The following is a 22,240-nucleotide window of genomic DNA, read 5'->3' as shown; positions in this document are numbered from 1 at the left end:
GGGCCGGGCCGCCGCGGGGAGGACGACTACGCCGCCTCGACCTTCGGCATGATGTCGTTCTTGATCCGCTTGAGGTCGTCGAGCGTCTTCGACACCGGCACGTCGGTGAACGGCGGCCAGATCAGCGGCATCGTCAGCCCCGCGTCCTTGTAGGCCTTGAGCCGGTCGGTGAGCTGCTTCTCGGTGCCGACCAGCAGGTTCGACGCGACACCGCCCGCGGTGCTCTGGTCGGTCTCCTCCTCGGTGATGACCGTCCAGATCATGCTGCAGATCTCGAGGTCCTTCGACCGCTTCGGGCTGCCGATCTCCTCGAACTGCTGGTCGATCGCGGTGAGCCACTTCGCGAGGCCCTCCGGCGAGTCCTGGATGCCGATCCAGCCGTCGAGGTCGTACTTCGTGATGCGCTTCGCCGAGCGCAGCGGGTCCTTGAGCCCGCTCATGAAGATCGGCGGGCGCGGCTGCTGCAGCGGCTTGGCGCCGAACCCGCAGCGGTCGAAGTCGGCGAACTCGCCGTGGTACTCGAACAGGTCGTTGCCCCAGACGCCCTGCAGGACCTCGATCGTCTCGCGGACGTGCTTGTGCCGCTTCGGGAAGATGTCCGTCGCGCTCGCGGCGGCGAACTCCTCGGGCATCCAGCCGGCGCCGAGGCCCACGTTGAGGCGCCCGCCCGACAGGTGGTCGATGGTGGCCAGCTCCGCGGCGAGGACGCCCGGCGCGCGGAACGGGGTGTCGATGATGCTCTGCCCGATGCGGACCCTCGACGTGCGCGCCGCGAGCCACGGGAGCAGCGGGTAGCCCTGGAACCACTGGCCGCGCGCCTGCACGGGCAGGGCGTGCGGCAGGTTGTCCATCATGCCGAACGTGTACTGGAGCTCCTCGCGGTCCGAGGCCTCCGGGACCACGATGCGGTCCAGCGTCCAGACCGAGTCGAAGTCGAGCTCCTCGGCGAGATCGGTGAGGTCCTCGAGCTCCTTGATCGTCACCTCGGTGCGGAAGTTCGGCAGGTAGAGAGCGAGCTTCATCGGGGAACGGCCTCCTCGCCGTGCGTGTCAGGCGGGTCACATCGCGCTGGGTGAACGCTCCCGCACCCGTTGATCAGAAGCAAGCAGGTCGCGCGCAACCGGTTGTAGCGGATGCCCCGTTCGTCCGCCTCGCGCCGCCGGGTCTTGACGAAGCACACCGCCGCCCGCATCCTGATGACAGATCATACATATTTGATCCAATCTGAGGAGGAACTCATGCCGGACATCCGAGGGCTGGGCGGCAAGGTCGCGCTGATCACCGGCGCGGGCCGGGGGCAGGGGGCGAGCCACGCCCGGGCGCTGGCTGCGGCCGGCGTCGACATCGCGGCGCTCGACATCTGCGAGCCGATCCCGAACCTGTACGCCACGGCCACCGAGGGCGATCTCGAGCGGACGGTCAAGGAGGTCGAGGCGGCAGGTGCGCGCGCGATCGGCGTCAAGGCCGACGTGCGCGACGAGGCCGCCGTGAAGGCCGCCGTGGAGCAGACGCTCGAGACGTTCGGGCGGATCGACATCCTGGTCAACAACGCGGGGATGGCCGCGCTCGACCCCATCCACGAGATGCGCAGCGACGTCCTCGACGCGCTGATCGACATCAACCTCAAGGGCCCGATGTGGGCCGCGAAGTACGTGGTCCCGGACATGATCGGCCGTCGCTCCGGCAAGATCATCAACATCTCGTCGGCGGTCATCGGCAGCGGGCACGCGATGCTGTCGCACTACGTCGCGGCCAAGCACGGCGTCACCGGGCTGACCCGCGCGTGGGCCACCGAGCTCGCCGAGTTCGGCATCAACGTCAACGCGATCGCGCCCGCCACCATCAAGCCCGAGCCCGACCACGGCTCCTACATGGTGATCGGCCTCGGCCAGGCCCTCGAGCTGAGCGACGACGACGCGGCGTACCGGCACTTCTCCGACCTCGTGAACCTGCCCGGCTTCTACGCCGAGGCCTCGGACATCACCGACGCCGTCCTGTTCCTCGCCGCCGAGAACTCGCGGGTGATCACCGGGCACACCCTGCACGTCGACTGCGGCCAGGCGACGCGCTGACGGCCCGGGAGACGACCTCCGGGCGTCGCGGAGTGCAGGATGGGCGTTGTCCGTCGACAGGGAGGGTGGCCGTGGCACGAGCGACCCGACGGATCAGCAGGCAGAGCGTCTCGTTCCAGGTCGCCGAGCACATCCGCGAGCAGATCTTCGCGGGCGAGCTCGGGTTCGGCAGCAAGGTGCCCCAGGACGCGATCGCCGAGGAGCTGGGCGTCAGCAGGCTCCCCGTCCGCGAGGCGCTCGTCGCCCTCGAGTCCGACGGCATGGTCACCACCGAGCCGCACCGGGGCACCTTCGTCGCCGACATCTCGCCCGAGGACCTCCTCGACCACTACGGCATCTGCGGCGTCATCCACGGCATGGCCGCGAGCCGGGCGGCGGAGACCATCACCGCCGAGCAGCTCGACGAGCTCACCGCCGTCAACGACGCGATGGTGGGAGAGTCCGACGCGGCCCGCGCCTACGAGCTGCACTGGACGTTCCACCAGACGATCAACCGCATCGGGGGGTCCCGCCGGCTGCGGGCGGTCCTCCTGCAGCTGTCGCACCAGCTGCCGGGAAGCCTCTTCACGAGCGTCTCGCCCACCGACATCGACGCCGCCACCGCCCACGCCGCCATCCTCGATGCGCTGCGCGCGGGCGACGGCGCGGCCGCGGCCGCGCTCTGCCGCGACCACCTGGCGCGCGAGGGGCAGCTGGTGATCGACCGGCTCCGCGCCCAGGGCCTCTGGGCGTCGACCGGGGCCTGAGGTCCCTTCCCGACCGGCCCGCACCGGTCCACCTCCGCGCATCGCCGCGACCCCGACGGGTCGCCGTGCCGTGCGCGCCACCTCCGCACGAGAGGAGACCTGTCATGTCCGCCGCGAGCACGACGGTGGTGATGTCACCGCCCCGGACGCTGGCCCGCGACATCGGCTTCACCGAGGGCCCGATCTGGACCGGCACGCACGTCGTCGCCACCAGCATCACCCGCGGCCTGCTGTACCGGATGACCCTCGACGGCGGCGACGCCGTCGCGGTCGCCGAGACCGGCGGCGGCCCCAACGGTCTGGCCCACGACCCGGCGACCGGCACGGTGTGGATCGCCCAGAACGGGCGGGTGCACATGCCGGCGCGGGCGGGCGTCCCCGACCGGACCCCGGGGCTGCAGACCTGGCCGGGCACCGGGCCGGTCCGGACCCGGCTCGAGGTGCCGGGGTCGGCCCCCAACGACTGCGTCGTTGGGCCCGACGGCCGGCTCTGGTTCACCGACCCCTCCGGCGACCCGCACGAGGGCGAACCGCGGGAGGGCTCGGTGTGCGCCTTCGACCCCGCCACCGGCGAGGTCGAGGTGCTCTGGCGCACGGACGGCTACCCCAACGGTCTCGCCTTCGGCGTCGACCCCGGGCGGCTCTTCCTGGCCGAGACCCGCCACGCCCGCGTCGTCGAGCTCGAGCACACCGGCGGGCGGCTGCGCGCCACCGGCCGGGCGGTCACCCTCCCGTCCGGATACCCCGACGGGATGGCCGTCGCCGCCGACGGGCACCTCCTGGTGGCCGGCACGACCTCGGGCGCCCTCGAGGTCGTCGACCCCGAGCTGCGGCCCGCGGGCACGATCGACCTCGGGGCCGGGTCCATGCCGACGAACGTGTGCTTCGCCGGCGCCGGGCTCGACCAGGTCGTCGTGACGCTCGCCCGGGGCGGCCGCGTCGTCGCCCTGGAGTCCGACCTCCGCGGGCTGCCGGCGCGCGGGGGACTGCGTGAGGGGAGGAGCTCATGACCGTCCCCGCACCCGCTGCCGACACCCTCGGCGGGCTCGTCGCCGAGCTGGCCGCGCGCTGGCCCGGGCGTCCGGCCGTCGTCCACCAGGGGGTGGAGCTCACCTTCGCCGCCCTCGACGCCGAGGTCGACGCCTGGGCGCGGGCGCTGCTCGCGCTGGGCGTGCGGCACGGCGAGAGCGTCGCCGTCCTGATCGGCAACCGTCCCGAGTGGCTCGTCGCCACCGTCGCCGCCGCGCGGATCGGCGCGCTCGTGACGCCCGTCAACACCTGGTACCGGGAGGACGAGCTCACCTACGCCCTCGAGCACTCCCGGGCCGTCGTGCTGATCACCGCCGCCGGGCAGCTCAAGCAGGACTTCACCGCGCTGGTGTCGGCGGTCCGCCCCGGGCTGCCGTCGCTGCGGACCGTCGTCGGCATCGACGCCTCCCGGCCCGCGGACGCGCTCTCCCGGGCGGACTTCCTCACGCTCGGCGAGACCGTCACCGACGAGGACCTCGCTGCCGCCCGCGCGCGGGTCGGCGGCGGCGACGACCTCTTCCTGCTCTACACGTCGGGGTCGACGGCCCGTCCGAAGGGCGTGCTGCTCGGCCACCACGCGACCATTGCCAACGACTTCGCGATCGGCGAGCGCATGGGCCTCGACCCGACCGACCGCGCGTGGGTGGCGATCCCGCTGTTCTACGGGTTCGCGGCGGTCAACGCGGTCGTCGCCGTCTGGAGCCACGGCGGCGCGCTGGTGCTCCAGGAGTCGTTCGACGCCGACGCCGCGCTGGACCTCATCGCGTCGCAGCGGGCGACCGTCTACTACGGCCTCGGGAACATGACCCGGGCGCTGCTGGCCGCGAACGCCGCGCACCCCCGGGACATCTCGTCGCTGCGCAAGGGCCTGACCGGCTACTCGTACGAGGACAAGCGCCTCGTCGTCGAGGACCTCGGCGTCACGGGCTGCTGCAGCATCTACGGGCTCACCGAGTCGCACGGACTCGCGGCCATGACCGACCACCGCGACCCCGTCGAGGTCCGCCTCACCAGCGACGGCCGGGCGCTGCCGGGCTGGGAGCTCCGTGTGGTCGACCCGGTGACCGAGGAGCCGGTCGCGGTCGGGGAGACCGGCCACCTGCTGATCCGGGGCTTCCTGACCCGCGGCTACCTCGGCGATCCCGGGCTGACCGCCTCGGTGCTCACCGCCGACGGGTTCTTCCGCACCGGCGACCTGGTCCGTGTCGACGAGGGCGGGGCCCTCCACTTCCACTCGCGGCTCAAGGAGGTCATCAAGACCGGGGGCATCAACGTCTCCCCGCTCGAGGTGGAGCACGTCCTGGAGTCGCACCCCGCGGTGAGCCTGGCGCTGGCGTTCGGGGTCCCCGACGCGGAGCGCGGCGAGGCGGTGGTCGCGGTCGTGGCGCTCGCGGACGGGGCGTCGGTCACCGAGGAGGAGCTGCGCGCGCACGTCAAGGGCCGCGCGGCCGGGTTCAAGGTGCCCCGGCGCACGGTGTTCCGCTCCGCGGAGAGCCTGCCGCGGCTGGCGAGCGGGAAGGTCGCCCGAAGGGCGCTGCGCGACGAGGTCCTGGCGGTGACGGACCCGTGATCGCCGGAGACGAGGAACTCCTGGTCCTCGAGGACTTCGCGCCGGGCCGGGCCTTCGACCACCACTGGGGCCGCACGGTCACGGAGTCCGACGTCGTCCTGTGGGCCACGCAGACCCACCTCTACCAACCGGCGTACGTCAACGCCGAGCGCGCCCGGCACGACGGGCACGCGCACCGGCCCGTCCCGGCCGGTCTGGTGTTCGCGGTCGTCCTGGGCCTCACGGTGGAGGACCTCTCGGAGTCCGGCGGCAGCTTCCTCGGCGCCGACGCCGTCCGGTTCCCGACGCCCGTGCACGTCGGCGACACGCTCTACGCCTCCAGCGCCGTCGTCGAGCGGCGCACCTCGCGCAGCCGTCCGGGCTGGGGCGTGGTGACCTGGCGGACCGTCGGGACGAACCAGCACGCCGTCCCCGTCGTCGAGTACCGGCGCACCAGCATGGTGCCGGGGCGCCGGCCGTGACCCGCTACCACGAGGACCTCGTCGCCGGGCAGCGTCTCGCCCACCGCCGCGGGCACACGGTGTCCGAGAGCGACAACCAGTTCCTATCGCTGCTGACCATGAACACGGCCCAGACCCACTTCAACCACGAGTCGATGGCCACCTACATGGACGGGGCGTTCCCCCGCCCGCTGCTGAACGCCTGCGTCGCGCTCGGCCTCGCCGTGGGCCTGACCAGCGAGGACCTCACCGAGAACGCCCTGGCCGACCTCGCGATCGACGACGTCCGCATGCCCGCGCCGGTGTTCGTGGGCGACACCCTGCACGTCGAGAGCGAGATCCTCGCGACCGACGGGCCCAGCCCGCGACCCGACGCCGGGGTGCTCGTCTACGCCCTGCGCGCCCACAAGACCGTCGACGGCACGCCCGTCACCGTCCTGCACGCCACCCGCACCGTCCTGGTCAAGCGCGCGGCGAGCTGGCGCGAGCGCGACGTCGCGCACCGCCGCGCCCGCCGTCCGCAGGACCACCCCCTGCCGAGCTGACCTCGGCCACTCCCTGCCTCGCTCGAGAGGAGCTCCGTCATGCCCTCGTCCGGTCCCGGCCGCGATCCCGCGACCGCCCGCAGGATCGTCCTGGCCATCGCGCTGTGCACGATCTTCGTGGACGGCTACGACCTGTTCGTCCACGGCACCGTCACCCCCGCCCTGCTGGCCTACCGCGAGTGGGGCCTCACGCCCCCGGACGTCGGGCTCATCGGCGCCGTCACCTTCGCCGGGATGCTCGTCGGCGCCCTGGGGGCCGGCGTCCTGACCGACGTCCTCGGCCGGCGCCGCATCCTCATCTGGGCCGTCGTCCTGTTCTCGGTCGCGATGGGGGTGAGCGCCGCCGCGCCCACCCCGCTCGTCTTCGGCGCCGCGCGCTTCGTGGCCGGCATCGGGCTCGGCGGCGTCACCCCGACGGCCATCGCCCTCGCGGTCGAGTTCGCGCCCGCCGGACGGCGGCAGATGTACAACGCCGTCGCCTGCTGCGGGGGAGCGTTCGGCGGGGTGATCGCGGCGCTGGTCGGGGTGGTCGTGATCCCGGCCCTCGGCTTCCGCGCGATGTTCTGGATCGGCACGCTGCCGTTGCTCGTGCTGCTGCCGCTCGCGCTGCGGCTCCTGCCCGAGTCCCCGTCCTACCTGCTCGCCCGGGGGCGTCCGGACGAGGCGCGGCGGATCGCCGAGCGTCACGGCCTCCTGCTCGAGGAGCCCGCCGAGGACCCGGGGTCCCCGCGCCGGTCGTTCGCCCGCCTGTTCGCCCGCCACCGGCTGCGCCCGACGCTCCTGTTCGCCGGCGCCAGCTTCTGCGGCCTGCTGCTGGCCTACGGCCTCGGGAGCTGGCTGCCGGCGATCATGGCGCGCGCGGGCTACGGCCTCGGCCCGTCGATCCTCTTCCTGCTCGCGCTCAACCTCGGCGCCATCGGCGGTGCCCTCGCCGGCGCGCGGCTCGCCGACCGCATCGGGTCGAAGCCGGTGGTGGTCAGCGCGTTCTGCGCGTCCGCGCTGGCGATCGGCCTGCTGGGCCTGCAGCCGCCCGTGGCCGTCAGCTACGTGCTCGTCGCCGTGGCGGGCATGGGCTCGATCGGCGCCCAGTTCCTCGTCAACGGCTACGTCGCCGCGCTCTACCCCGCCGCGGTCCGGGCGAGCGCGCTCGGGTGGGCCAACGGCATCGGCCGGCTCGGCGCCATCCTCGGCCCCTACCTCGGCGGGATCGTGCTGGGCGCGGCGCTCGGGCTGGCGTGGAACTTCTGGGTCTTCGCCGTGGTGGCGGCGCTCGGGGCGCTGGTCTGCTCGGCGCTCCCGGCGACCCGCCCGGCCGTGACGCCGCCCGTCGCGGTGATCGACGACGAGCAGCGGTCGACCGTCTGAGACGGTGCGGTGCCGGGCGCTGCTAGTCGAGGGCGCCCGGCGACCCGTCGTCGCGGACGATCGCGCCGCCCCGCTCCGCCCAGGCGCGGAGACCCCCGTCCAGGTTCGCGGCGTCGACGCCGGCCTCGGCGAGGGCCTCCGCGGCCCGGGTCCCGCGCCCGCCGCCGCGGCACGTGGTGATCACGGAGCGGCCCGCGAACTCGGCCGGGTCGAGGTCGGCCAGCGGGCGGTGCACGGCGTCCGGGGCGTGGCCGGCGGCCCACTCGTCGGGCTCGCGGACGTCGACGAGCACGGCCTCACCGGCCTCGAGGCGGCGGCGGGCGTCGGCGGGATCGATGGAGGCCACGGGACCAGCGTCGCACTGCGGTCGCGGTGGAGCGCTCCTAACCTCGCCGTTCCGGCGGGGCGATGAGGTAGTTGTGCACCTCGAACACGCGCACGTCCGGCGGCGCGATATCGAGGTGGCCGAGGACCGGCCCGAGGCGCTCGCGGACGAAGCGCTCGAACGCCTCGGTGGACTCCCAGACGTCCACCCCGCGGAACCCGTCCTCGGTGGGCGTCGTGAAGTGGAACAGGCAGCCCGGCTCCGACGGGCCGCCCGGCCGGAAGTCGAGACGCCCGAGCAGGTCGTCGTACATCGCCATCGAGACCCCGTGGAAGGTCGTCTCCACCGCCGTCGCCATCGCGCGCCCCCTCTGGACAGCTCCCGAGAGCCCAGCATAATGAGACGGCGATCACACTCCACCCCGAGGGGACACGATGGCCGACGCCGACGAGACCGGGCCGGTCTTCCGGTTGATCTACCAGAGCCACAGCCGCATCCCGAAGAACGAGCGCCCGACGGTCCTCGGTGAGATCTTCAGCCAGGCCCGCTCGAACAACAAGGGCGCCGATATCACGGGCGCCCTGCTGATCACCGACCACTACTTCGCCCAGGTCCTCGAAGGCCCCCAGGGCAACGTGGAGGAGCTCTACGGGCGGATCAGTGCCGACTCACGGCACGAGCGGCTCGCCGTGCTCGACTCCGGGACGGTCGACCACCGCGCGTTCGCCAAGTGGTCGATGGCCCAGGTCTCCGCGGCGGGGCACGCCGACATCCCGCTGCACACCGCCAACGGCGAGATCCACCCCGCCGCGCCGAACCACCTCACCGCGGAGCAGAGCAAGGTCTTCGCGACGATGCGCAACGCCATCGGCGCCGACACGGTCTGACGCTCGTTCGCCGGGCGACCCGTACGGGACGCTCACGTCCCGCGACACGACGCCGTGAGGGGGGGTCTGAGCGAGGGGCACCTTGGGTCGGGTAGATGGGTGAGGGGTGCCCTTCGCCGGATTGCGCTCGGCGTCGAGAGGCACGCTCGGCATGGTCGACAGGCTGGGCGGGCTGTTGACGGTGCCGCTCGGAATGTCGCCGTGGCGGCCTCGGCGAATCGGCCTCGGAGTGTCGGGGGTCGGCGGTAGGTTCGAACACATGAGCGAACACGGGGTGGGGGCGGGCGAGCGTGCGGCGCTCGAGCGCGCCCGCACCGACGTGCTCGCGCTGCGCCGGGCCTACTTCCGGCGGTTGCAGGGCATCGCCGCACTCGCCGACTCCGGTGTCGCGGCCGGCACCGGGTACCGGTCGGTGGAGTCGCTGGTCGCCGACCGCGACAACCTCGATCACGCCGAGGCGAAACGGCTGGTCGCCGAGGCGGCGGAGCTGTGCCCGCGGGCGTCGTTGCTGGGGGAGGTGCTCCCCGCGTTGCTGCCGTGCACCGGTCGTGGCGTGGCGGCGGGGGTGATCGATCCGGGGCATGTGCGGGTCATCCGGGAGACGATGACCCGGCTCTCCGGGCTGATGTCCCCGCCACCGCCGGAGGTGTGGGCGGGGGTCGAGCGGACGCTGGCCGAGCACGCGGAGTTGTTGCCGCCGCGGATGTTGCGGGTGCTGGCCGGGAAGTTCCTCGATGCCCACGACCCCGACGGCGCCGCCCCACCGCCGGAGGGGGAGGACGCCCGGGACGAGGTGGTGTTGTTGCGCCGCCGGGACGGGTCGCTGGTGTTCAAGGGCCGGTTGCACGACCCGTTGGACGCCGAGGCGGCGGTGGAGGTGTTCGGGGTGCTGTCCGTGCCGGCCGGGTCCGGGGACGAGCGGTCGCTGGAGCAGCGTCAGGCTGACGCGTTCAAGGACCTGGTCCAGGACGCCCGCGGCCCCCACGGTCTCGCGACCGACACCCGCCACGACACCGACGACGACGCGACCCGTGTTGACGCCACCGACGACGACGCGAGCAACGACGACGTGAGCGCCGGCGACGACGGCGATGACGCGTACGACGCGACCGACGCGACCGACGCGACCGACGCGACCGACGCGACCGACGCGACCGACGCTGACGATGCGGGCGACGGCGGCAACGCGGGCGACGGCGACGAGCCGGCCGACGACGAGCCCGCCGACGACGAGCCCCCCGACGACGAGCCCCCCGACGACAAGCCCGAGCCCGAGGCGCCGTGGGCGTTGATCCCCGAGCCGCGGCGAGCGGGCGACGCGAAGAGTTGGACCGAGCGCCCCGGCCGCGCGCTGCTCACGATCACGATCGATCACCGCTGGCTCTGCGCAGCCCTCAAAGACACCGGTGGCTTCGGGACGCTGGATTCCGGGCACCGCGTCGATGCCGCCACCGTGCGCCGCTGGGCCTGCGACGCCGAGATCCTCCCCATGATCCTGGGGTCGAAATCCGAACCGTTGGACGTCGGGCGCGCGCAGCGCACCGCGCCGGACGCGATCCGGCGGGCGCTGAACCTGCGCGACGGGGGGTGCGCGTTCCCCGGCTGCACCCGCCGCCCGCGGCGCTGCGCGGCCCACCACATCCAGGAGTGGTTCCGGGACCGCGGGGCGACCGCGGTGGACAACATGTGCCTGCTCTGCCGGTATCACCACCAGCTGGTCCACCACGGGCACTGGACGATCACCATGACCGACGGGCGGCCCTGGTTCACCCCGCCCTGGTACATCGACACCGCCCAACGACCACGCCCCGGCGGACGACCCCGCGCACCCACCTGATCGCCGGCGGGCGACCTCTGCCCATTGCCCCGAGCGGCGTTGATCGGTAGGAGCAGCGGGGTGGACGATCTCGACCGCTACCTCCCGCCCCTCACCGCGGACGTGGTGCGCGCCCGCCGGCAGACGATCGGGTCGCTGCTGGCGCGCACGGCGATCAAGTACCCGGACAAGCTCGCCGTCGTCCACCGGGAGACCCGCCGGACGTTCGCCGAGCTCGACGCCGACGCCAACCGCGTCGCGAACGCGCTCGCGGCCCGGGGCATCGTCCGGGACCAGCGCGTCGCGATCTTCTCGCACAACTCCTACGCCTTCGTGGTCGCCTACTTCGCGCTCGCGCGGCTCGGCGCCATCTCGGTGCCGGTCAACTTCAACTTCGTGGCGTCCGAGGTCCGCTACGTCCTCACCGACAGCGGGGCGACGGCGGCGATCGTCGAGGACGCGCTCGTCGACACGTTCGGGGCGGCCGAGGTCCCGACCGCGCTGGGGATCGTCATCGGCCACAGCCCGGGCTGGACCTCGTTCGACCGGCTGCTCGCGCACGAGGACGCGACGGAGCCGGACGTCGAGATCGGCGACGACGACCCGGTCCAGCTGCTCTACACCAGCGGCACCACGTCGGCGCCCAAGGGCGCGATCATGACCAGCCGCAACCTCATCGCCCAGTACGTCAGCGACATCGTCGACGGCGAGTACCACCGCGACGACGTGGAGCTGCACGCGCTGCCGCTCTACCACTGCGCGGCCCTGCACGACTTCCTCACGCCCGACGTCTACCTCGGCGCGACCAGCGTGGTCGTCGACTCCGCCGACCCCGAGACGATCCTGCGCACCGTCGAGGCCGAGCGGATCACGAAGATGTTCTGCCCCCCGACCGTCTGGATCCGTCTCCTGCGGTCGCCGGCGTTCGACCGGCACGACCTCTCGTCGCTGCGCAAGGGCTACTACGGGGCGGCGATCATGCCGGTGGCCGTGCTCGAGGAGCTGGGCCGGCGCCTGCCCGACATCCGTCTGTTCAACTACTACGGCCAGACCGAGCTCGCCCCCAACGCCACCGTGCTGTTCCCCGAGGAACAGATCACGAAGGCGGGCACGGCCGGGCGGGCGAGCCTCAACGTCGAGACCCGGCTGCACGACGAGGACGACCAGCCGGTGCCCGTGGGGCAGGTCGGCGAGATCGTGCACCGGACCCCGCACGCCATGCGCGGCTACTGGGGCAAGTCGGAGGCGACCGCCGAGGTGTTCAAGAACGGCTGGTTCCACAGCGGCGACCTCGGGGTGATGGACGCCGACGGCTACCTCACGATCGTCGACCGCAAGAAGGACATCATCATCACCGGCGGCGAGAACGTGGCCAGCCGCGAGGTGGAGGACGCGATCTACGACCACCCCGCGGTCAGCGAGGTCGCGGTGTTCGGCGTCGAGCACCCGGAGTGGATCGAGGCGGTCGCGGCCGCGGTCGTCCTGCGCGAGGGCCACACGGCCGAGCCCGCCGAGATCGTCGCCCACGCCCGCGAGCGCCTGGCGGGCTTGAAGGCCCCGAAGTACGTGGTCCTCGTCGACGAGCTGCCCAAGAACCCCAGCGGCAAGATCCTCAAGCGCGAGCTGCGGGAGACCCATGCGCGCCTCGCCCACGGCTGAGCAGGAGCCCCCGGTGGACACCGTCCGCGCCCACCGGGGCCCGGTACCGCGCGAGGACGCCGCGCGCAGCGTCCGGCTCGTGGCCGTGACGTTCGGCGTCACGGTGGTGGTCACGCGGCTCTACCTCGCGCTGACCGACTACCCGCAGATCGGCGGCGGCGAGTACCACCTCGCGCACGCGCTGTGGGGCGGGCTGCTGCTCCTCGTGGGCGGGCTGACCGCGCTGGCCTGGAGCAACCGCTGGGTCTCGACGGCGACCGCGGTGTGCGTGGGCGTCGGGTCGGGGCTCTTCGTCGACGAGGTCGGCAAGTTCATCACCGCCCGCAACGACTACTTCACCCCGCTGGCCGCGCCGATCATCTACGCGGTCTTCCTGGGGGTGCTCGGCCTCGCGATCCTGGCGCGCCGCGCCCGGCTGGACCGGCCGCGGGTGCTCGCGTACTCGGTCGCGGTCCGCTCGAAGGACCTCGCCGACGGGCCGCTGCGTCCCGCCGACCGCGCCGCCCTGCTCCGCGACCTCACCGCGCTGGCCACGCACACCTCCCGCCCGGACCTCGTCGCCTACGCCGCGGCCCTGCGTCCCGTCGTGGAGGCCGCGCCGGTCGAGGAACCACCGACGCGCACCCGGCCCGTCGTCGCCGGGCTCCGGCGCGCCGAGGCCGCGCTCGTGCCGCGCTGGGTGCACCGGGTCGTGCTGGTGGTGGGCTCGCTGCTGCTCGGGCTCGTGTCGCTGGTGGGCCTCGCGGTGCTGCTCGCGCTGTGGAGCAGCGACCCGGACGTGCAGATCGTCCTCGACGACCGGGCCCTCCTGCCCGGCAGCAGGCCGCCGGTGCTGGTCGTCGCCTCGGCCGGCGAGGCGGTCGTCGGGGTGCTCCTGCTCGTGGCGGCGGGAGCCCTGCTGCTGGGCCGCGACCGGCTCGGGGTGCGGCTCTGCCGGATCGGGCTGCTCGTGGCCCTGGCCGGCGTCAACGTCGCGCTGGGCTACCTCGACGCCGAGCTCGTGGTGGTCGCCGTCGTCGCGGAGCTGGCCCTGCTCGTGATCGCCGATCGCTTCCGCACACGGTTCCTCACTCCCTGACCCGGCGACCCTCCTGCTGCGCGTGCGGCAGCCGCAACGTCGTCGCCAGCCACAGCAGGACGTCGTGCAGGCGCAGGCGGGTCGGGACGCCGACCTCGCCGACGTCGCCGACGTCCGCGCGCACCGCCGCCTCCAGCTCGCCGAACGCGTCCTCGTTGGCCCGCAGCTCCCGGCGCACGACGGCCTCGACGCCGCTGTCGCCCTCCTCGAGGTGGGGCAGCAGCGCGCGCCGGGTGGTCCGGGTCAGGTGCGGGACGAGGGCGGGCCGGCGGTGGTGCAGCGCGGCGATGACGTGGCCGGCGTGGGCTCCGGCGTCCTCGCCGATCCGCCGCAGCAGCGCCCCGACCGTGCCGGGCTCGCCGAGCACCGAGAGCTCGTCGTCGGGCAGGTCCCAGAACGGGCGGCCGTCCGCGCGCGCCACCAGCGCCTCGTCGAGCGGGGCGAGCGAGTCCAGGGCGTCGTGGACCGCGTGCCAGCCGGCGGGGTCGAGGCGGCCGTGCAGTCCCTCGCCGAGCAGGACGTCGGCGTCGAGGTGCTCGCCGGCCGGGCACGCGTCGAACCGCGACCACCCGTAGGCGGGCACCTGCGCCCACCGGCCCTCGGGCACGCCGGGGGAGCGGAACCGCAGCCAGCGCGTCCCGCGGGCGTAGCCGACCACCGCGTCGCGCGCCGCGCCCAGCGCCAGCGGATCCGGCCCGACGCTGGGCAGGGACAGGACGGTCCGAGCCCTCGTCGTCACGCCCTCATGGTGCACGGAATGAGCCGGGACGGCGCCGGGTTCTCCCGGCTGTGAGCGATGACGGCGAGGGCCAGGTCGAGCTCAGTCCGACGGACTGGGTGCGGGGCCAGACGCAGACGATCCTGGAGACGGGCACCACCGCGGGCGTCGAGGTGCGTGGCGCACCGGTCGTGCTCCTGACGCTGCGCGGGGCGCGCACCGGCAAGCTCCGGTACACGCCCGTCATGCGCGTCGAGCACGACGGCAGCTACGCCGTCGTCGCCTCGAAGGGCGGGGCACCGGAGAACCCGGTGTGGTTCGAGAACATCCGGGCACACCCGGAGATCTCGCTGCAGGACGGCACCGAGACCCGGCCGTATACCGCGCGCGTGGTGACCGGCGAGGAGCGCGCGCGGTGGTGGGAGCGGGCCGTGGCGGCGTTCCCGAGCTACGCGGAGTACCAGGCCAACACCGACCGCGAGATCCCGGTGTTCGTGCTCGACCCGCGCTGAGGCCTCATCCCGCCACGGCGCCCTCGAGCCGTGCCCGCTCGAAGGTCGCGACGTCCGGCGCCGGGCGCCGCGACCACCCGGACGCCGTCCACCGCTCGAGCCAGTCCGGCGCCGCCAGCGTCGGCAGCAGCGCGACCCAGCTGTCGGACATGCGCTCCCAGAGCGTCGGGCCGTCGGGCTGGACCTCGGCGAGGTAGTGGTGCCCCACGACCGTCGAGAGCAGCGTGGAGCTCACCGCCGCCGGGTCGCTGCTCCCGCCGACCAGCCCGTCGGCGCGGGCCCCGGCGAGCAGGGCCTCGGTCTCGGCCCGCCAGCCCTCGACCCACTGGTGGCGGTCGGCCTGCATGCCCGGGTCCTCCCGCATCACGCGCAGGCCGCCCGTGACGATCGGGTCGAACATGAGCCGGGCGATCTGCGCGTCGTAGACGACCAGCAGCGCCGCCAGCGGGTCGAGACCGCGGGCGGTGATGCGTCGGGTGATGTCGTTCCAGGAGGCGTGCAGCTCCTCGACGACCGCCCAGCCCAGCGCCGACTTGTTCTCGAAGTGGAAGAACAGCGCGCCCTTCGTGCGCCCGCCGTCGGCGGCCACCTGGGACAGCGAGGTGCAGTGGTAGCCCTGGGCGGCGAACCGGCGCGCGGCGGCCAGCAGGAGCTCGCGGCGGGTCGCGCGCGCCCGCGCCTGGAGGGTCGCGGTGACGCCCTGGTCCGACCATCGGGACACCGGCAGGTCGAACCAGCCCGGCGTCATGCGGCGAGTATGCGGACCGGCGCCGTCTCCGGTCGGGAGACGCGGCGTCGGTGCGGTGGACGGCTCGTCGTCGATCAGTGGATCCGGGCGATCGCCGCATAACCCCCGGTGGGACGCTCGCCGGGGCTCGCCGTGGGCCAGTCGACGATGTCGACGAGGCCGGGCGCGACGAGCTCGGTGTCGCCCAGGAGGTCGCGGATCTCGGGCCGGGAGCGCAGCACGACCTCGGTGGCGCTGCCCCGGTAGCCGTCCTGGATGGCCCGCGTGCGGGCGGCGAGCTCGGGGTCGTCGTGGTCGGCGCTGCCGTGGCTCATGACGTGCGCGCTGCCCGACGTCATCGCGGCGCGGTAGCGGGCGAGGATCGCGGGCAGTTCGGGGTCGGGCACGAAGTGCAGCACCGCCACCGTGAGCAGCGCGATCGGGCGGTCGGGGTCGAGCAGGTCGCGGACGCCGGGCGCGGCGAGCACGCCGTGGGTGTCGCGCATGTCGGCGCGCGTGACGCTGACGTTCTCGAGCCCGCCGACGACCTCGTGCGCGTGCGCCACCGCGACGGGTTCGAAGTCGACGTACGCGACGCGCGCCTCGGGCCGGTGGGCCAGCGCGATCTCGTGGACGTTGCCCGCCGTCGGCACCCCGGAGCCGAGGTCGAGGAACTGGGTGATGCCGTGGGCGAGGCACCATTCCACCGCACGGCGCAGGAAGTCGCGGTTCGCGCGGCACACGTCGGCCATGTCCGGGTTCTGGGCGAGGATCCTGGCGGCCTGCTCGCGGTCGACCGCGAAGTTGCAGGCCCCGCCCAGCAGGTAGTCGTAGATCCGGGCGGCGTTGGCGCGCTCGAAGTCGATGCCGGCCTCCAGGGCCCGCTCGGACTCGCGCCACCTCCCGCCTGCTGGTCCGCCCGACTGCGCCGTCACGCCGCTCTCCCCGCTCCCGTGCGTGGGGACGATCTTCTCATCCCGCGAGGTCCCGTGGAACGGATCACGCCATCCCGAGCGCGCGCCGCACGGCCGGCACGTAGCGGCGCGCCACCGGGATGCGGTCGTCGTCGCCCGGGCCGGTGCTGATCACCAGGCGGTCGCCGTCGCGGGCGACGTCGCGGACCCGCGCGACGTTGACGAGGTGGCTGCGGTGCACGCGCAGGAAGCCGGCGTCGGCGAGGTCCCGCTCCACCTGGTCGATGCCGCGCCGGGTCGCCCGCCGGGGTCCGTGGTCGGTCGCGAGCCACACCGCGTGCCCGTCGGCCCGCGCGGAGCGGATCTCCTGGGGCCGCAGGACGACGATCTGCCCGCCGGCGCCGACCGCCGGGACGCGGCAGGGCGCGCGGCGCGGACGAGGCGTCCGGTCGTCGAGGGGCTCGCCCGCCCCGGCGCGCGCGTCGGTGCAAGCCAGGAACGCGATCGGGTGCGTCCCCGCGACGACCGGGATGACCCGGTAGGTCTCGGCGTCGTCGGTGACCGCCGACCAGAGCGACACCGTGCCGCGCCAGCCCGGATCGTCGCGGGTGCGGTCACGGACGTCCGGGACGACGCCGCCGAGGCTCCGGATGCCGCGGCGTGGCCCGGCCGGGTCGTCCGTCGCGTACTCGCCGGGCACCGCGCCGCGCCGGCGGGCGGCCGGGTTGGCCGCGACGATGCGCCCGGCGAGGTCCAGGGCGACGAGCGCCCCCGAGGTGCGCCGCTCCAGGTCGGCGAAGGCCGCCGCGATCCGCCGGGCGTGCCGCGCCGCGGTGCCCTGCAGGACGGCGGCCACCGGTTCGGTCGCCACGAGCAGGTCGATCGGCCGGATCGGCACCATCTCCCGCCAGCTCGAGAGCGTCAGGGTCGCGAGCGGCGAGGACGTGACGGGGTCGCAGAACGCCACGCCGGTGCAGCTCCACTGGTGCAGCGCCGCGCTCCAGTGCTCGGGGCCGCGCACCGAGCACACCCGGCGCGCCACGAGCGACGTGCCGACACCGTTGGTGCCGGTGACCGGCTCCGACCACGCCATCGCGGGGTCGAGCCCGGCGTCCGGGGCCCGGCGGCGCGCGGGCCCGTCGCCCCACACGGCCAGGACGGTGCCCCGGCCGTCGGTCACCGTGGCGACGCGGTTGCCGGCGTGCGCCGCGAGCGCGGCCCCGATCGCGCCGAGCTGGGCGAGCACCCCGCCGTGGAGGTGCCGGGCGGCCGGGTCGTCGGGGTCGTCGACCGCCTCCGGGGACGCGCGCGCGGGGTCGATCCGGTAGACGTCGCGACACCGGTGCCAGGACTGTGCGATCGCCAGGGGGACGTCGCGGGCGTCATCCGCGCCGGCGGCGAACCGCTCCCAGGCCGCGTGCGTGCGGGCGAACGCGCGGTCGAACGGCGAGCGTGCGCAGGTCTCCACGGCGGTCACCCGATCTCCGAGGTGACGCCGTACCCCTCCATCGCCTTCGTGAACGGGATCCGCTCGCCGTCGACGAAGGTGTCCGGGGTGAACGCCGCGTCGGCCATGACGCCCCAGGCGCGGCGCCGCTGCATCGCCAGGTTCCCCGCGTCGTAGAGGGGGAAGACCATCGCCTCGCGGTAGAGGCGCGCCAGCGGGAACTTCCGGTCCAGCGCGTTGACGCCGACGATCCGCATGCAGTCGACCACCACGCTCTGCATGAGGTCGCCGCAGAACGTCTTGTTCATCCCCGCCAGCGCGTGCGCCTCGCCGTCGCTGGCGTCGAGGTAGTGCGCGGCCTTCCAGCACAGGTAGCGCCCGGCCTCGATCTTCGCCGCGATCTCGGTGAGCAGGTGCCCGACCGCCTGGTGCTCGATGATCGGGCCGGCGCCGCCGCCGGTGTAGGTCCGCGCCCACTTCAGCGCGAAGTCGTAGGCGCCGCGCGCGACCGCGACCGCCGCCATGGCGGCGATCGGCGCCGACCACGTGAAGTTCCGGTTGACCAGCAGGTCGCCGTCGCCGGGCGCGAGCAGGTTCTCCTCCGGCACGCGCGCCCCGCGGAAGGTCATCGTGACGTTCTGGCAGGTCCGGTGCGCCATCGTGTCGATGACCTCGTAGCGGACGCCGGGCGTGCCGCGCTCGACGAGGACCGCCGAGAGGGCCTCCTTGCCGCCGGCGCGCCGGTCGGTGCGGACCACGCAGAGGTTGACGTCGGCGCCCCCGAGGTCCCAGCCGCCGGCGTTGCAGGGCCAGTGCTTCTCGCCGTGCAGGACGTACTCGCCGCGCGCCCGGTCGTGGTCGGCGACGAGCTGGATGCCGGCCTGCGGGCTCGGGTGGTCGAAGTTCGCGGTGCCCCCGCGCTCACTGACGACCCACCCGGCGAGGAAGTCGCCGCGCACGTCCGCGGCCGCGGCACCGATCCAGCGCTCGCGCTGCGCCTCGGTACCCCACTGCAGCAGCGGCATGAGCGCGAGGCCGTTGACGAGCAGGGTCGTCGGGAAGCCCGGATCGACCGCACAGAGCTCCTCGATGGCGATGAGGAAGTCGACGGTCGACGCCCCGCCGCCGCCGTACTCGGCCGGCAGGAACATCGCCGGGTAGCCGAGCGCGGCCGCCTGCTCGTAGACCGGCTTCGTCGCGCGGAACGCGTCCTGCGGGTCGGGTAGCGCGTCCGCGCGGTCGGCCACGGGGCGCAGGACCTCCTGCGCGAACTCCCGCGCCTGGTCCTTGATCTTCCTCTGGTCGTCGGTCAGCTCGAAGTCGATGGCCACGGTGCGTCCTCCGGCCGGCTACCCGGCGGTCGTCAGCCCGAGCGCACCCCTGAGCCCGAGATCGTTGGCAGCGATGTCCTCGAGCGAGGCCTCATCGAGGACCGCGAAATAGGCGTCCAGCGCGCGCGAGAACACGCTGCGCGCGCCGCAGACGCCGGCGACCCGGCAGAAGCGGGCGGCGCCCAGGCACTCGACGACGGCGAAGTCCTTCTCCATCGCCCGCATCACCGCGCCCACGGTGATCGTCGAGGGGTCGCGCGCCAACCGGACGCCACCGCCGCGGCCCCGGGCCGTCTCGACGATCCCGGCGCCCGCCAGCCCTTGCACGACCTTCACGAGGTGGTGCCGCGAGACCGCGTGCGCCTCGGCGATGTCCGCGACCGAGCCCTGCCGCCCCGGCGCCACCCGCAGGTAGAGCAGGACCCGCAGGGCGTAGTCGGCGTGGCTCGTGTGCCTCATGACCTGCTCGTCTCGTTCGGACGTCCAAATCGGTACGCCGAATGCTACTTAACCACCGGCGGGTGGGGAAGCCGCTCGTGCCGGGCCCCGCCGCTCGTGCCCGATGTCGTGCCGCTCGTGCCGCAGCGCTTCCGCCGGGCTCGCCGACCGCCCCACTCTCCGGGCTCATCAGTGCAGGGATGACCGCAGAGGAGACCGCTGTGACCGTCAACTTCACGATGTCCGACGAGCAGAAGAAGCTGCAGCACGAGGTCCGCGCGTTCGCCGAGAACGTCCTGAAGCCCGTCGTCGCCGAGGCCGACGCGGAGCCGGACCCGCTCAAGGGTTTCCAGAAGACCAAGCCGGCCTACGTCGAGTCCTACAAGGCGGGCATCGCGATGTGCATGCTGCCCGCCGAGTACGGCGGCGGCGGGGTGTCGTGCGTCGACCTCGTCATCGCGGCCGAGGAGATCTGCGTCGTCGACCCGGGCTTCGCGTGCACGGTGCTGTGCAACGGGCTCGGGCTCATGCCGGTGGCCTGGTACGGCTCCGACGAGCAGAAGGACCGCTTCCTGCGCGCGGCGACCTCCGACCCGACCGGCGAGTACCTCGGTGGGTGGACCGCGAGCGAGCCGCCCGGCAACCCCTCGGGCACGGCGAACTTCGACATCCCGCTGCCGCGTCCCGCGGGCGTCGGCCTCACCGCCGTGCGCGACGGCGACGACTACGTCGTCAACGGCCGAAAGTACTGGCCGTCGTCGGCGGGCTGGGACGAGCAGGGCGTCAACGCGGGCACGTTGATCGTGCGCACCGACTCGGAGAAGGGCGGCACCGAGGGCCTCTCGGCGCTCGTCCTCGAGCGCGGCCTGCCGGGCGTGACCTACCGGCACCTCGACAAGGTCGGGCACCGGCTCGCGTCCAACGCCGAGATCGTCTTCGAGAACGCCCGCATCCCGGCGGCCAACCTCCTGCCGGGCGCGGTCGGCAACGGCGACCTCGTCATCAACCGGAACTTCGCCTGGTCCGGGCCGGTCGCGGCGATCGCGGCCGTCGGCATGGCGCGCGCGGCCTACGAGATGGCGCTCGAGTTCGCGCGCGGCAACACCGCCGGCGCGCTGCGCCCGATCATCGGGTTCCAGAACGTCGGTTACGTGCTCGGCGACGTCGCGGCGAAGATCGAGATGGGCCGGTACTTCTCGTGGCGGGCCGCGGACTACCTGGACAAGCACGACCAGCACGCCGAGCTGGTCGGCGCGATGAACAAGATCCAGGTCACCGAGCTGATGTTCGAGTGCGTCTACAAGTGCATGCAGATCGTCGGCGTCAACAGCCTCGAGACCAAGAACGGCTTCGGCAAGATCCTGCGTGAGGCCGCGGTCCTGCCGATCTACGACGGCGGCAACATGGGCATGCAGCGCCGCCGCGTCCACGGCATCCTCGCCGACCCCCTGTTCAACCCGCGGGCGATCATGGAGGACGACTACGTGAAGTTCGAGAAGCACCACGAGGCCATCGACACGATGGTCGGCTAGGGAGGTCGCCCGGGGACGGCGTCAGCCGATCACGTCCGTGAACGCCGCGTGCGGGTCGTCGGTGCGCACGAGACGGAACCGGCACGCGTCGTCCCCGAGCGACATCGCGGACGTCCGCTCGCCGCGCAGTCCGCTCACCGCGGGGTCCACGGCGCGCAGCCAGTGCGCGTCCCAGGCACACATCACCGTCGTCACCTCGCGGACGCCGTGCCGGTCGAAGAAGTCGAGGAAGGCGCAGCGCTCGACCCGCATCTCCAGGGCGTCCGGGTGCGAGCGGTCCCAGCGGACGTCGAAGTGCTCGCCGTACGCCGGGGACCTCGCCCGGCACGCGTCCTCGATGGCGCCGAAGGGGTCCTCCCGCCGGCCCAGCGCGCCGAAGGGGATGTCGCGCGGGCGGCGCAGCGCCGCGCCCAGGGCCTCCCGCAGGAAGCGGGTCGTCGCCCGCCCGTCGCCGTCGAAGGCCTCGAGCAGCGTCTCGTGCGCGGCGAGCACCGTCGCCGACAGCGCCAGCGCGGCCTGCGCGGGCTCGTCGACGGGCAGGTCGGCGTCCTCCTCCCGCATCTCCTCGGCGCGCCGGCGGATGACGGCCAGCAGGTAGGCCCGCCGGGTGGGGTGCGCGCGATGGAGGTACGCGCCGACGACGGCGAGCAGGTCGCGCGGCACGACCCGTCCCATCGTCCAGCGGCTCTCCTGCTCCCACTGCCTCTCGGTCACGGCGGCACGACGATCAGTGGTAGGGCTTGTGCGGGATCGCGGCGTCGTTGGTCTGCTGCTCGAAGTCGACCCAGATCGCGCCGTCCTCGATCTTGCAGGCGTAGGTCGGGATCGGGTCGACCGCGGGGACGCCGGTGGGGACGCCGGTGTGCAGGTCGAACCGGGAGTTGTGGGCCGGGCAGATGAGGGAGTCGTCCTCCTGGAGGTAGCCCTCGTTGAGCGGCTGCTGCTGGTGGGTGCACGTGTTGTGCACCGCCACCGCCTCGTCCTCGTAGAGCCGGACGACGCAGATCGGCTCGCCACCCATGTGGCAGAGCATCATGTCGCCTTCCTCGAGCTGGTCGACGTCGGCAACGGCTTCCCAGGCCATGGTGG

24 protein-coding genes are annotated in these 22,240 nt (G+C 73.6%); 13 read left to right on the top strand and 11 right to left on the bottom strand.

From position 1 onward, the window contains the following. Window positions 1-26: 26 nt before the first annotated feature. The gene (locus ACFPK1_RS14185; RefSeq protein WP_378021581.1) at window positions 27-1,022 is read right to left on the bottom strand and encodes an LLM class flavin-dependent oxidoreductase; all 996 of its coding nucleotides are present in this window, start codon (window positions 1,020-1,022) and stop codon (window positions 27-29) included. 216 nt (window positions 1,023-1,238) lie between these two features. Here ACFPK1_RS14185 and ACFPK1_RS14180 point away from each other — a divergent pair, with 216 nt between their 5' ends. From ACFPK1_RS14180 to ACFPK1_RS14150, 7 genes are all read left to right on the top strand, one after another. Next, window positions 1,239-2,072 carry an SDR family NAD(P)-dependent oxidoreductase gene (locus ACFPK1_RS14180; RefSeq protein ID WP_378021580.1) on the top strand — a complete coding sequence of 278 codons (834 nt, stop codon included), beginning with the start codon at window positions 1,239-1,241 and terminating at the stop codon, window positions 2,070-2,072. Between the two features lie 71 nt (window positions 2,073-2,143). After that, window positions 2,144-2,818: a GntR family transcriptional regulator gene (locus ACFPK1_RS14175; protein WP_378021579.1), complete on the top strand. Its 675-nt coding sequence runs from the start codon at window positions 2,144-2,146 to the stop codon at window positions 2,816-2,818. A gap of 104 nt (window positions 2,819-2,922) precedes the next feature. Next, window positions 2,923-3,828 carry an SMP-30/gluconolactonase/LRE family protein gene (locus tag ACFPK1_RS14170; protein ID WP_378021578.1) on the top strand — a complete coding sequence of 302 codons (906 nt, stop codon included), beginning with the start codon at window positions 2,923-2,925 and terminating at the stop codon, window positions 3,826-3,828. Continuing rightward, the gene (locus ACFPK1_RS14165; protein ID WP_378021577.1) at window positions 3,825-5,417 is read left to right on the top strand and encodes a class I adenylate-forming enzyme family protein; all 1,593 of its coding nucleotides are present in this window, start codon (window positions 3,825-3,827) and stop codon (window positions 5,415-5,417) included. The genes ACFPK1_RS14170 and ACFPK1_RS14165 overlap by 4 nt, the downstream gene beginning before the upstream one ends. Then, window positions 5,414-5,878, top strand: coding sequence for a MaoC family dehydratase (locus ACFPK1_RS14160; RefSeq protein ID WP_378021576.1), 465 nt, complete (start codon window positions 5,414-5,416; stop codon window positions 5,876-5,878). The genes ACFPK1_RS14165 and ACFPK1_RS14160 overlap by 4 nt, the downstream gene beginning before the upstream one ends. Continuing rightward, complete coding sequence (locus ACFPK1_RS14155) at window positions 5,875-6,402, top strand: MaoC family dehydratase (RefSeq protein ID WP_378021575.1); 528 nt, start codon at window positions 5,875-5,877, stop codon at window positions 6,400-6,402. Before ACFPK1_RS14160 ends, ACFPK1_RS14155 begins: the two co-directional genes overlap by 4 nt. A 39-nt stretch (window positions 6,403-6,441) precedes the next feature. Beyond that, window positions 6,442-7,767: an MFS transporter gene (locus ACFPK1_RS14150; RefSeq protein WP_378021574.1), complete on the top strand. Its 1,326-nt coding sequence runs from the start codon at window positions 6,442-6,444 to the stop codon at window positions 7,765-7,767. A gap of 22 nt (window positions 7,768-7,789) precedes the next feature. Here ACFPK1_RS14150 and ACFPK1_RS14145 read toward each other — a convergent pair whose 3' ends face one another. Further along, window positions 7,790-8,113, bottom strand: coding sequence for a rhodanese-like domain-containing protein (locus ACFPK1_RS14145; protein ID WP_378021573.1), 324 nt, complete (start codon window positions 8,111-8,113; stop codon window positions 7,790-7,792). 37 nt (window positions 8,114-8,150) lie between these two features. Then, window positions 8,151-8,450 (bottom strand): hypothetical protein, encoded by a 300-nt coding sequence (locus ACFPK1_RS14140; RefSeq protein WP_378021572.1) that lies wholly within the window; start codon window positions 8,448-8,450, stop codon window positions 8,151-8,153. Window positions 8,451-8,526: 76 nt separating this feature from the next. Between ACFPK1_RS14140 and ACFPK1_RS14135 the strand changes: the two genes are divergently transcribed. The 4 genes from ACFPK1_RS14135 to ACFPK1_RS14120 all read left to right on the top strand — a co-directional run bounded on the left by ACFPK1_RS14135 (window position 8,527) and on the right by ACFPK1_RS14120 (window position 13,532). Continuing rightward, on the top strand, window positions 8,527-8,979 hold the full coding sequence (locus ACFPK1_RS14135; protein ID WP_378021571.1) for a BLUF domain-containing protein: 453 nt from the start codon (window positions 8,527-8,529) through the stop codon (window positions 8,977-8,979). Window positions 8,980-9,238: 259 nt separating this feature from the next. Next, window positions 9,239-10,816, top strand: a complete 1,578-nt coding sequence (locus ACFPK1_RS14130) for an HNH endonuclease signature motif containing protein (protein ID WP_378021570.1) — start codon at window positions 9,239-9,241, stop codon at window positions 10,814-10,816. A gap of 60 nt (window positions 10,817-10,876) precedes the next feature. Continuing rightward, window positions 10,877-12,454, top strand: coding sequence for a fatty acyl-CoA synthetase (locus ACFPK1_RS14125; protein WP_378021569.1), 1,578 nt, complete (start codon window positions 10,877-10,879; stop codon window positions 12,452-12,454). Between the two features lie 13 nt (window positions 12,455-12,467). Then, a complete protein-coding gene (locus tag ACFPK1_RS14120; protein ID WP_378021568.1) occupies window positions 12,468-13,532 on the top strand; it encodes a hypothetical protein in 1,065 nt (354 codons plus the stop codon). On the opposite strand, the gene ACFPK1_RS14115 is transcribed toward ACFPK1_RS14120, so the two are convergent. After that, the gene (locus ACFPK1_RS14115) at window positions 13,522-14,271 is read right to left on the bottom strand and encodes a hypothetical protein (RefSeq protein WP_378021567.1); all 750 of its coding nucleotides are present in this window, start codon (window positions 14,269-14,271) and stop codon (window positions 13,522-13,524) included. The two genes, ACFPK1_RS14120 and ACFPK1_RS14115, sit on opposite strands and share 11 nt — an antisense overlap. A 50-nt stretch (window positions 14,272-14,321) precedes the next feature. Between ACFPK1_RS14115 and ACFPK1_RS14110 the strand changes: the two genes are divergently transcribed. Then, a complete protein-coding gene (locus ACFPK1_RS14110) occupies window positions 14,322-14,762 on the top strand; it encodes a nitroreductase family deazaflavin-dependent oxidoreductase (protein ID WP_378021566.1) in 441 nt (146 codons plus the stop codon). A gap of 4 nt (window positions 14,763-14,766) precedes the next feature. On the opposite strand, the gene ACFPK1_RS14105 is transcribed toward ACFPK1_RS14110, so the two are convergent. The 5 genes from ACFPK1_RS14105 to ACFPK1_RS14085 all read right to left on the bottom strand — a co-directional run bounded on the left by ACFPK1_RS14105 (window position 14,767) and on the right by ACFPK1_RS14085 (window position 19,640). Then, window positions 14,767-15,510 carry a TetR family transcriptional regulator gene (locus tag ACFPK1_RS14105; protein WP_378021565.1) on the bottom strand — a complete coding sequence of 248 codons (744 nt, stop codon included), beginning with the start codon at window positions 15,508-15,510 and terminating at the stop codon, window positions 14,767-14,769. A 74-nt stretch (window positions 15,511-15,584) separates the two neighbouring features. Next, window positions 15,585-16,424 (bottom strand): SAM-dependent methyltransferase, encoded by an 840-nt coding sequence (locus ACFPK1_RS14100; protein ID WP_378021564.1) that lies wholly within the window; start codon window positions 16,422-16,424, stop codon window positions 15,585-15,587. 64 nt (window positions 16,425-16,488) lie between these two features. Further along, window positions 16,489-17,880: a DNA-binding protein gene (locus ACFPK1_RS14095; protein WP_378021563.1), complete on the bottom strand. Its 1,392-nt coding sequence runs from the start codon at window positions 17,878-17,880 to the stop codon at window positions 16,489-16,491. Further along, the gene (locus ACFPK1_RS14090; protein ID WP_378021562.1) at window positions 17,877-19,181 is read right to left on the bottom strand and encodes an acyl-CoA dehydrogenase family protein; all 1,305 of its coding nucleotides are present in this window, start codon (window positions 19,179-19,181) and stop codon (window positions 17,877-17,879) included. The genes ACFPK1_RS14095 and ACFPK1_RS14090 overlap by 4 nt, the downstream gene beginning before the upstream one ends. 18 nt (window positions 19,182-19,199) lie before the next feature. Then, complete coding sequence (locus ACFPK1_RS14085; protein ID WP_378021561.1) at window positions 19,200-19,640, bottom strand: RrF2 family transcriptional regulator; 441 nt, start codon at window positions 19,638-19,640, stop codon at window positions 19,200-19,202. A 200-nt stretch (window positions 19,641-19,840) separates the two neighbouring features. Here ACFPK1_RS14085 and ACFPK1_RS14080 point away from each other — a divergent pair, with 200 nt between their 5' ends. Then, complete coding sequence (locus ACFPK1_RS14080) at window positions 19,841-21,151, top strand: acyl-CoA dehydrogenase family protein (protein ID WP_378021560.1); 1,311 nt, start codon at window positions 19,841-19,843, stop codon at window positions 21,149-21,151. Between the two features lie 21 nt (window positions 21,152-21,172). Here the strand turns inward: ACFPK1_RS14080 and ACFPK1_RS14075 are convergent, their stop codons facing one another. Continuing rightward, entirely contained in the window at window positions 21,173-21,865 is a 693-nt protein-coding gene (locus ACFPK1_RS14075; RefSeq protein WP_378021559.1) for an L-2-amino-thiazoline-4-carboxylic acid hydrolase, read from the bottom strand. Window positions 21,866-21,878: 13 nt separating this feature from the next. Beyond that, window positions 21,879-22,235 carry a Rieske (2Fe-2S) protein gene (locus tag ACFPK1_RS14070; protein ID WP_274278993.1) on the bottom strand — a complete coding sequence of 119 codons (357 nt, stop codon included), beginning with the start codon at window positions 22,233-22,235 and terminating at the stop codon, window positions 21,879-21,881. Between the last annotated feature and the right edge of the window lie 5 nt (window positions 22,236-22,240).

This window comes from Actinomycetospora rhizophila (assembly GCF_042657905.1).
GTDB classification, from domain to species: domain Bacteria; phylum Actinomycetota; class Actinomycetes; order Mycobacteriales; family Pseudonocardiaceae; genus Actinomycetospora; species Actinomycetospora rhizophila.
Note: the sequence above shows the minus strand (reverse complement) of the source record. Positions and strands in the feature narration are given on the sequence as shown.

Excerpts from the sequence above, each read along its gene's own strand:
- ACFPK1_RS14185 (WP_378021581.1), bottom strand. The coding sequence starts at position 1,022 with ATGAAGCTCGCTCTCTACCTGCCGAACTTCCGCACCGAGGTGACGATC.
- ACFPK1_RS14180 (WP_378021580.1), top strand. The coding sequence starts at position 1,239 with ATGCCGGACATCCGAGGGCTGGGCGGCAAGGTCGCGCTGATCACCGGC.
- ACFPK1_RS14170 (WP_378021578.1), top strand. The coding sequence starts at position 2,923 with ATGTCCGCCGCGAGCACGACGGTGGTGATGTCACCGCCCCGGACGCTG.
- ACFPK1_RS14165 (WP_378021577.1), top strand. The coding sequence starts at position 3,825 with ATGACCGTCCCCGCACCCGCTGCCGACACCCTCGGCGGGCTCGTCGCC.
- ACFPK1_RS14150 (WP_378021574.1), top strand. The coding sequence starts at position 6,442 with ATGCCCTCGTCCGGTCCCGGCCGCGATCCCGCGACCGCCCGCAGGATC.
- ACFPK1_RS14140 (WP_378021572.1), bottom strand. The coding sequence starts at position 8,450 with ATGGCGACGGCGGTGGAGACGACCTTCCACGGGGTCTCGATGGCGATG.
- ACFPK1_RS14135 (WP_378021571.1), top strand. The coding sequence starts at position 8,527 with ATGGCCGACGCCGACGAGACCGGGCCGGTCTTCCGGTTGATCTACCAG.
- ACFPK1_RS14130 (WP_378021570.1), top strand. The coding sequence starts at position 9,239 with ATGAGCGAACACGGGGTGGGGGCGGGCGAGCGTGCGGCGCTCGAGCGC.
- ACFPK1_RS14105 (WP_378021565.1), bottom strand. The coding sequence starts at position 15,510 with ATGACGCCGGGCTGGTTCGACCTGCCGGTGTCCCGATGGTCGGACCAG.
- ACFPK1_RS14085 (WP_378021561.1), bottom strand. The coding sequence starts at position 19,640 with ATGAGGCACACGAGCCACGCCGACTACGCCCTGCGGGTCCTGCTCTAC.
- ACFPK1_RS14070 (WP_274278993.1), bottom strand. The coding sequence starts at position 22,235 with ATGGCCTGGGAAGCCGTTGCCGACGTCGACCAGCTCGAGGAAGGCGAC.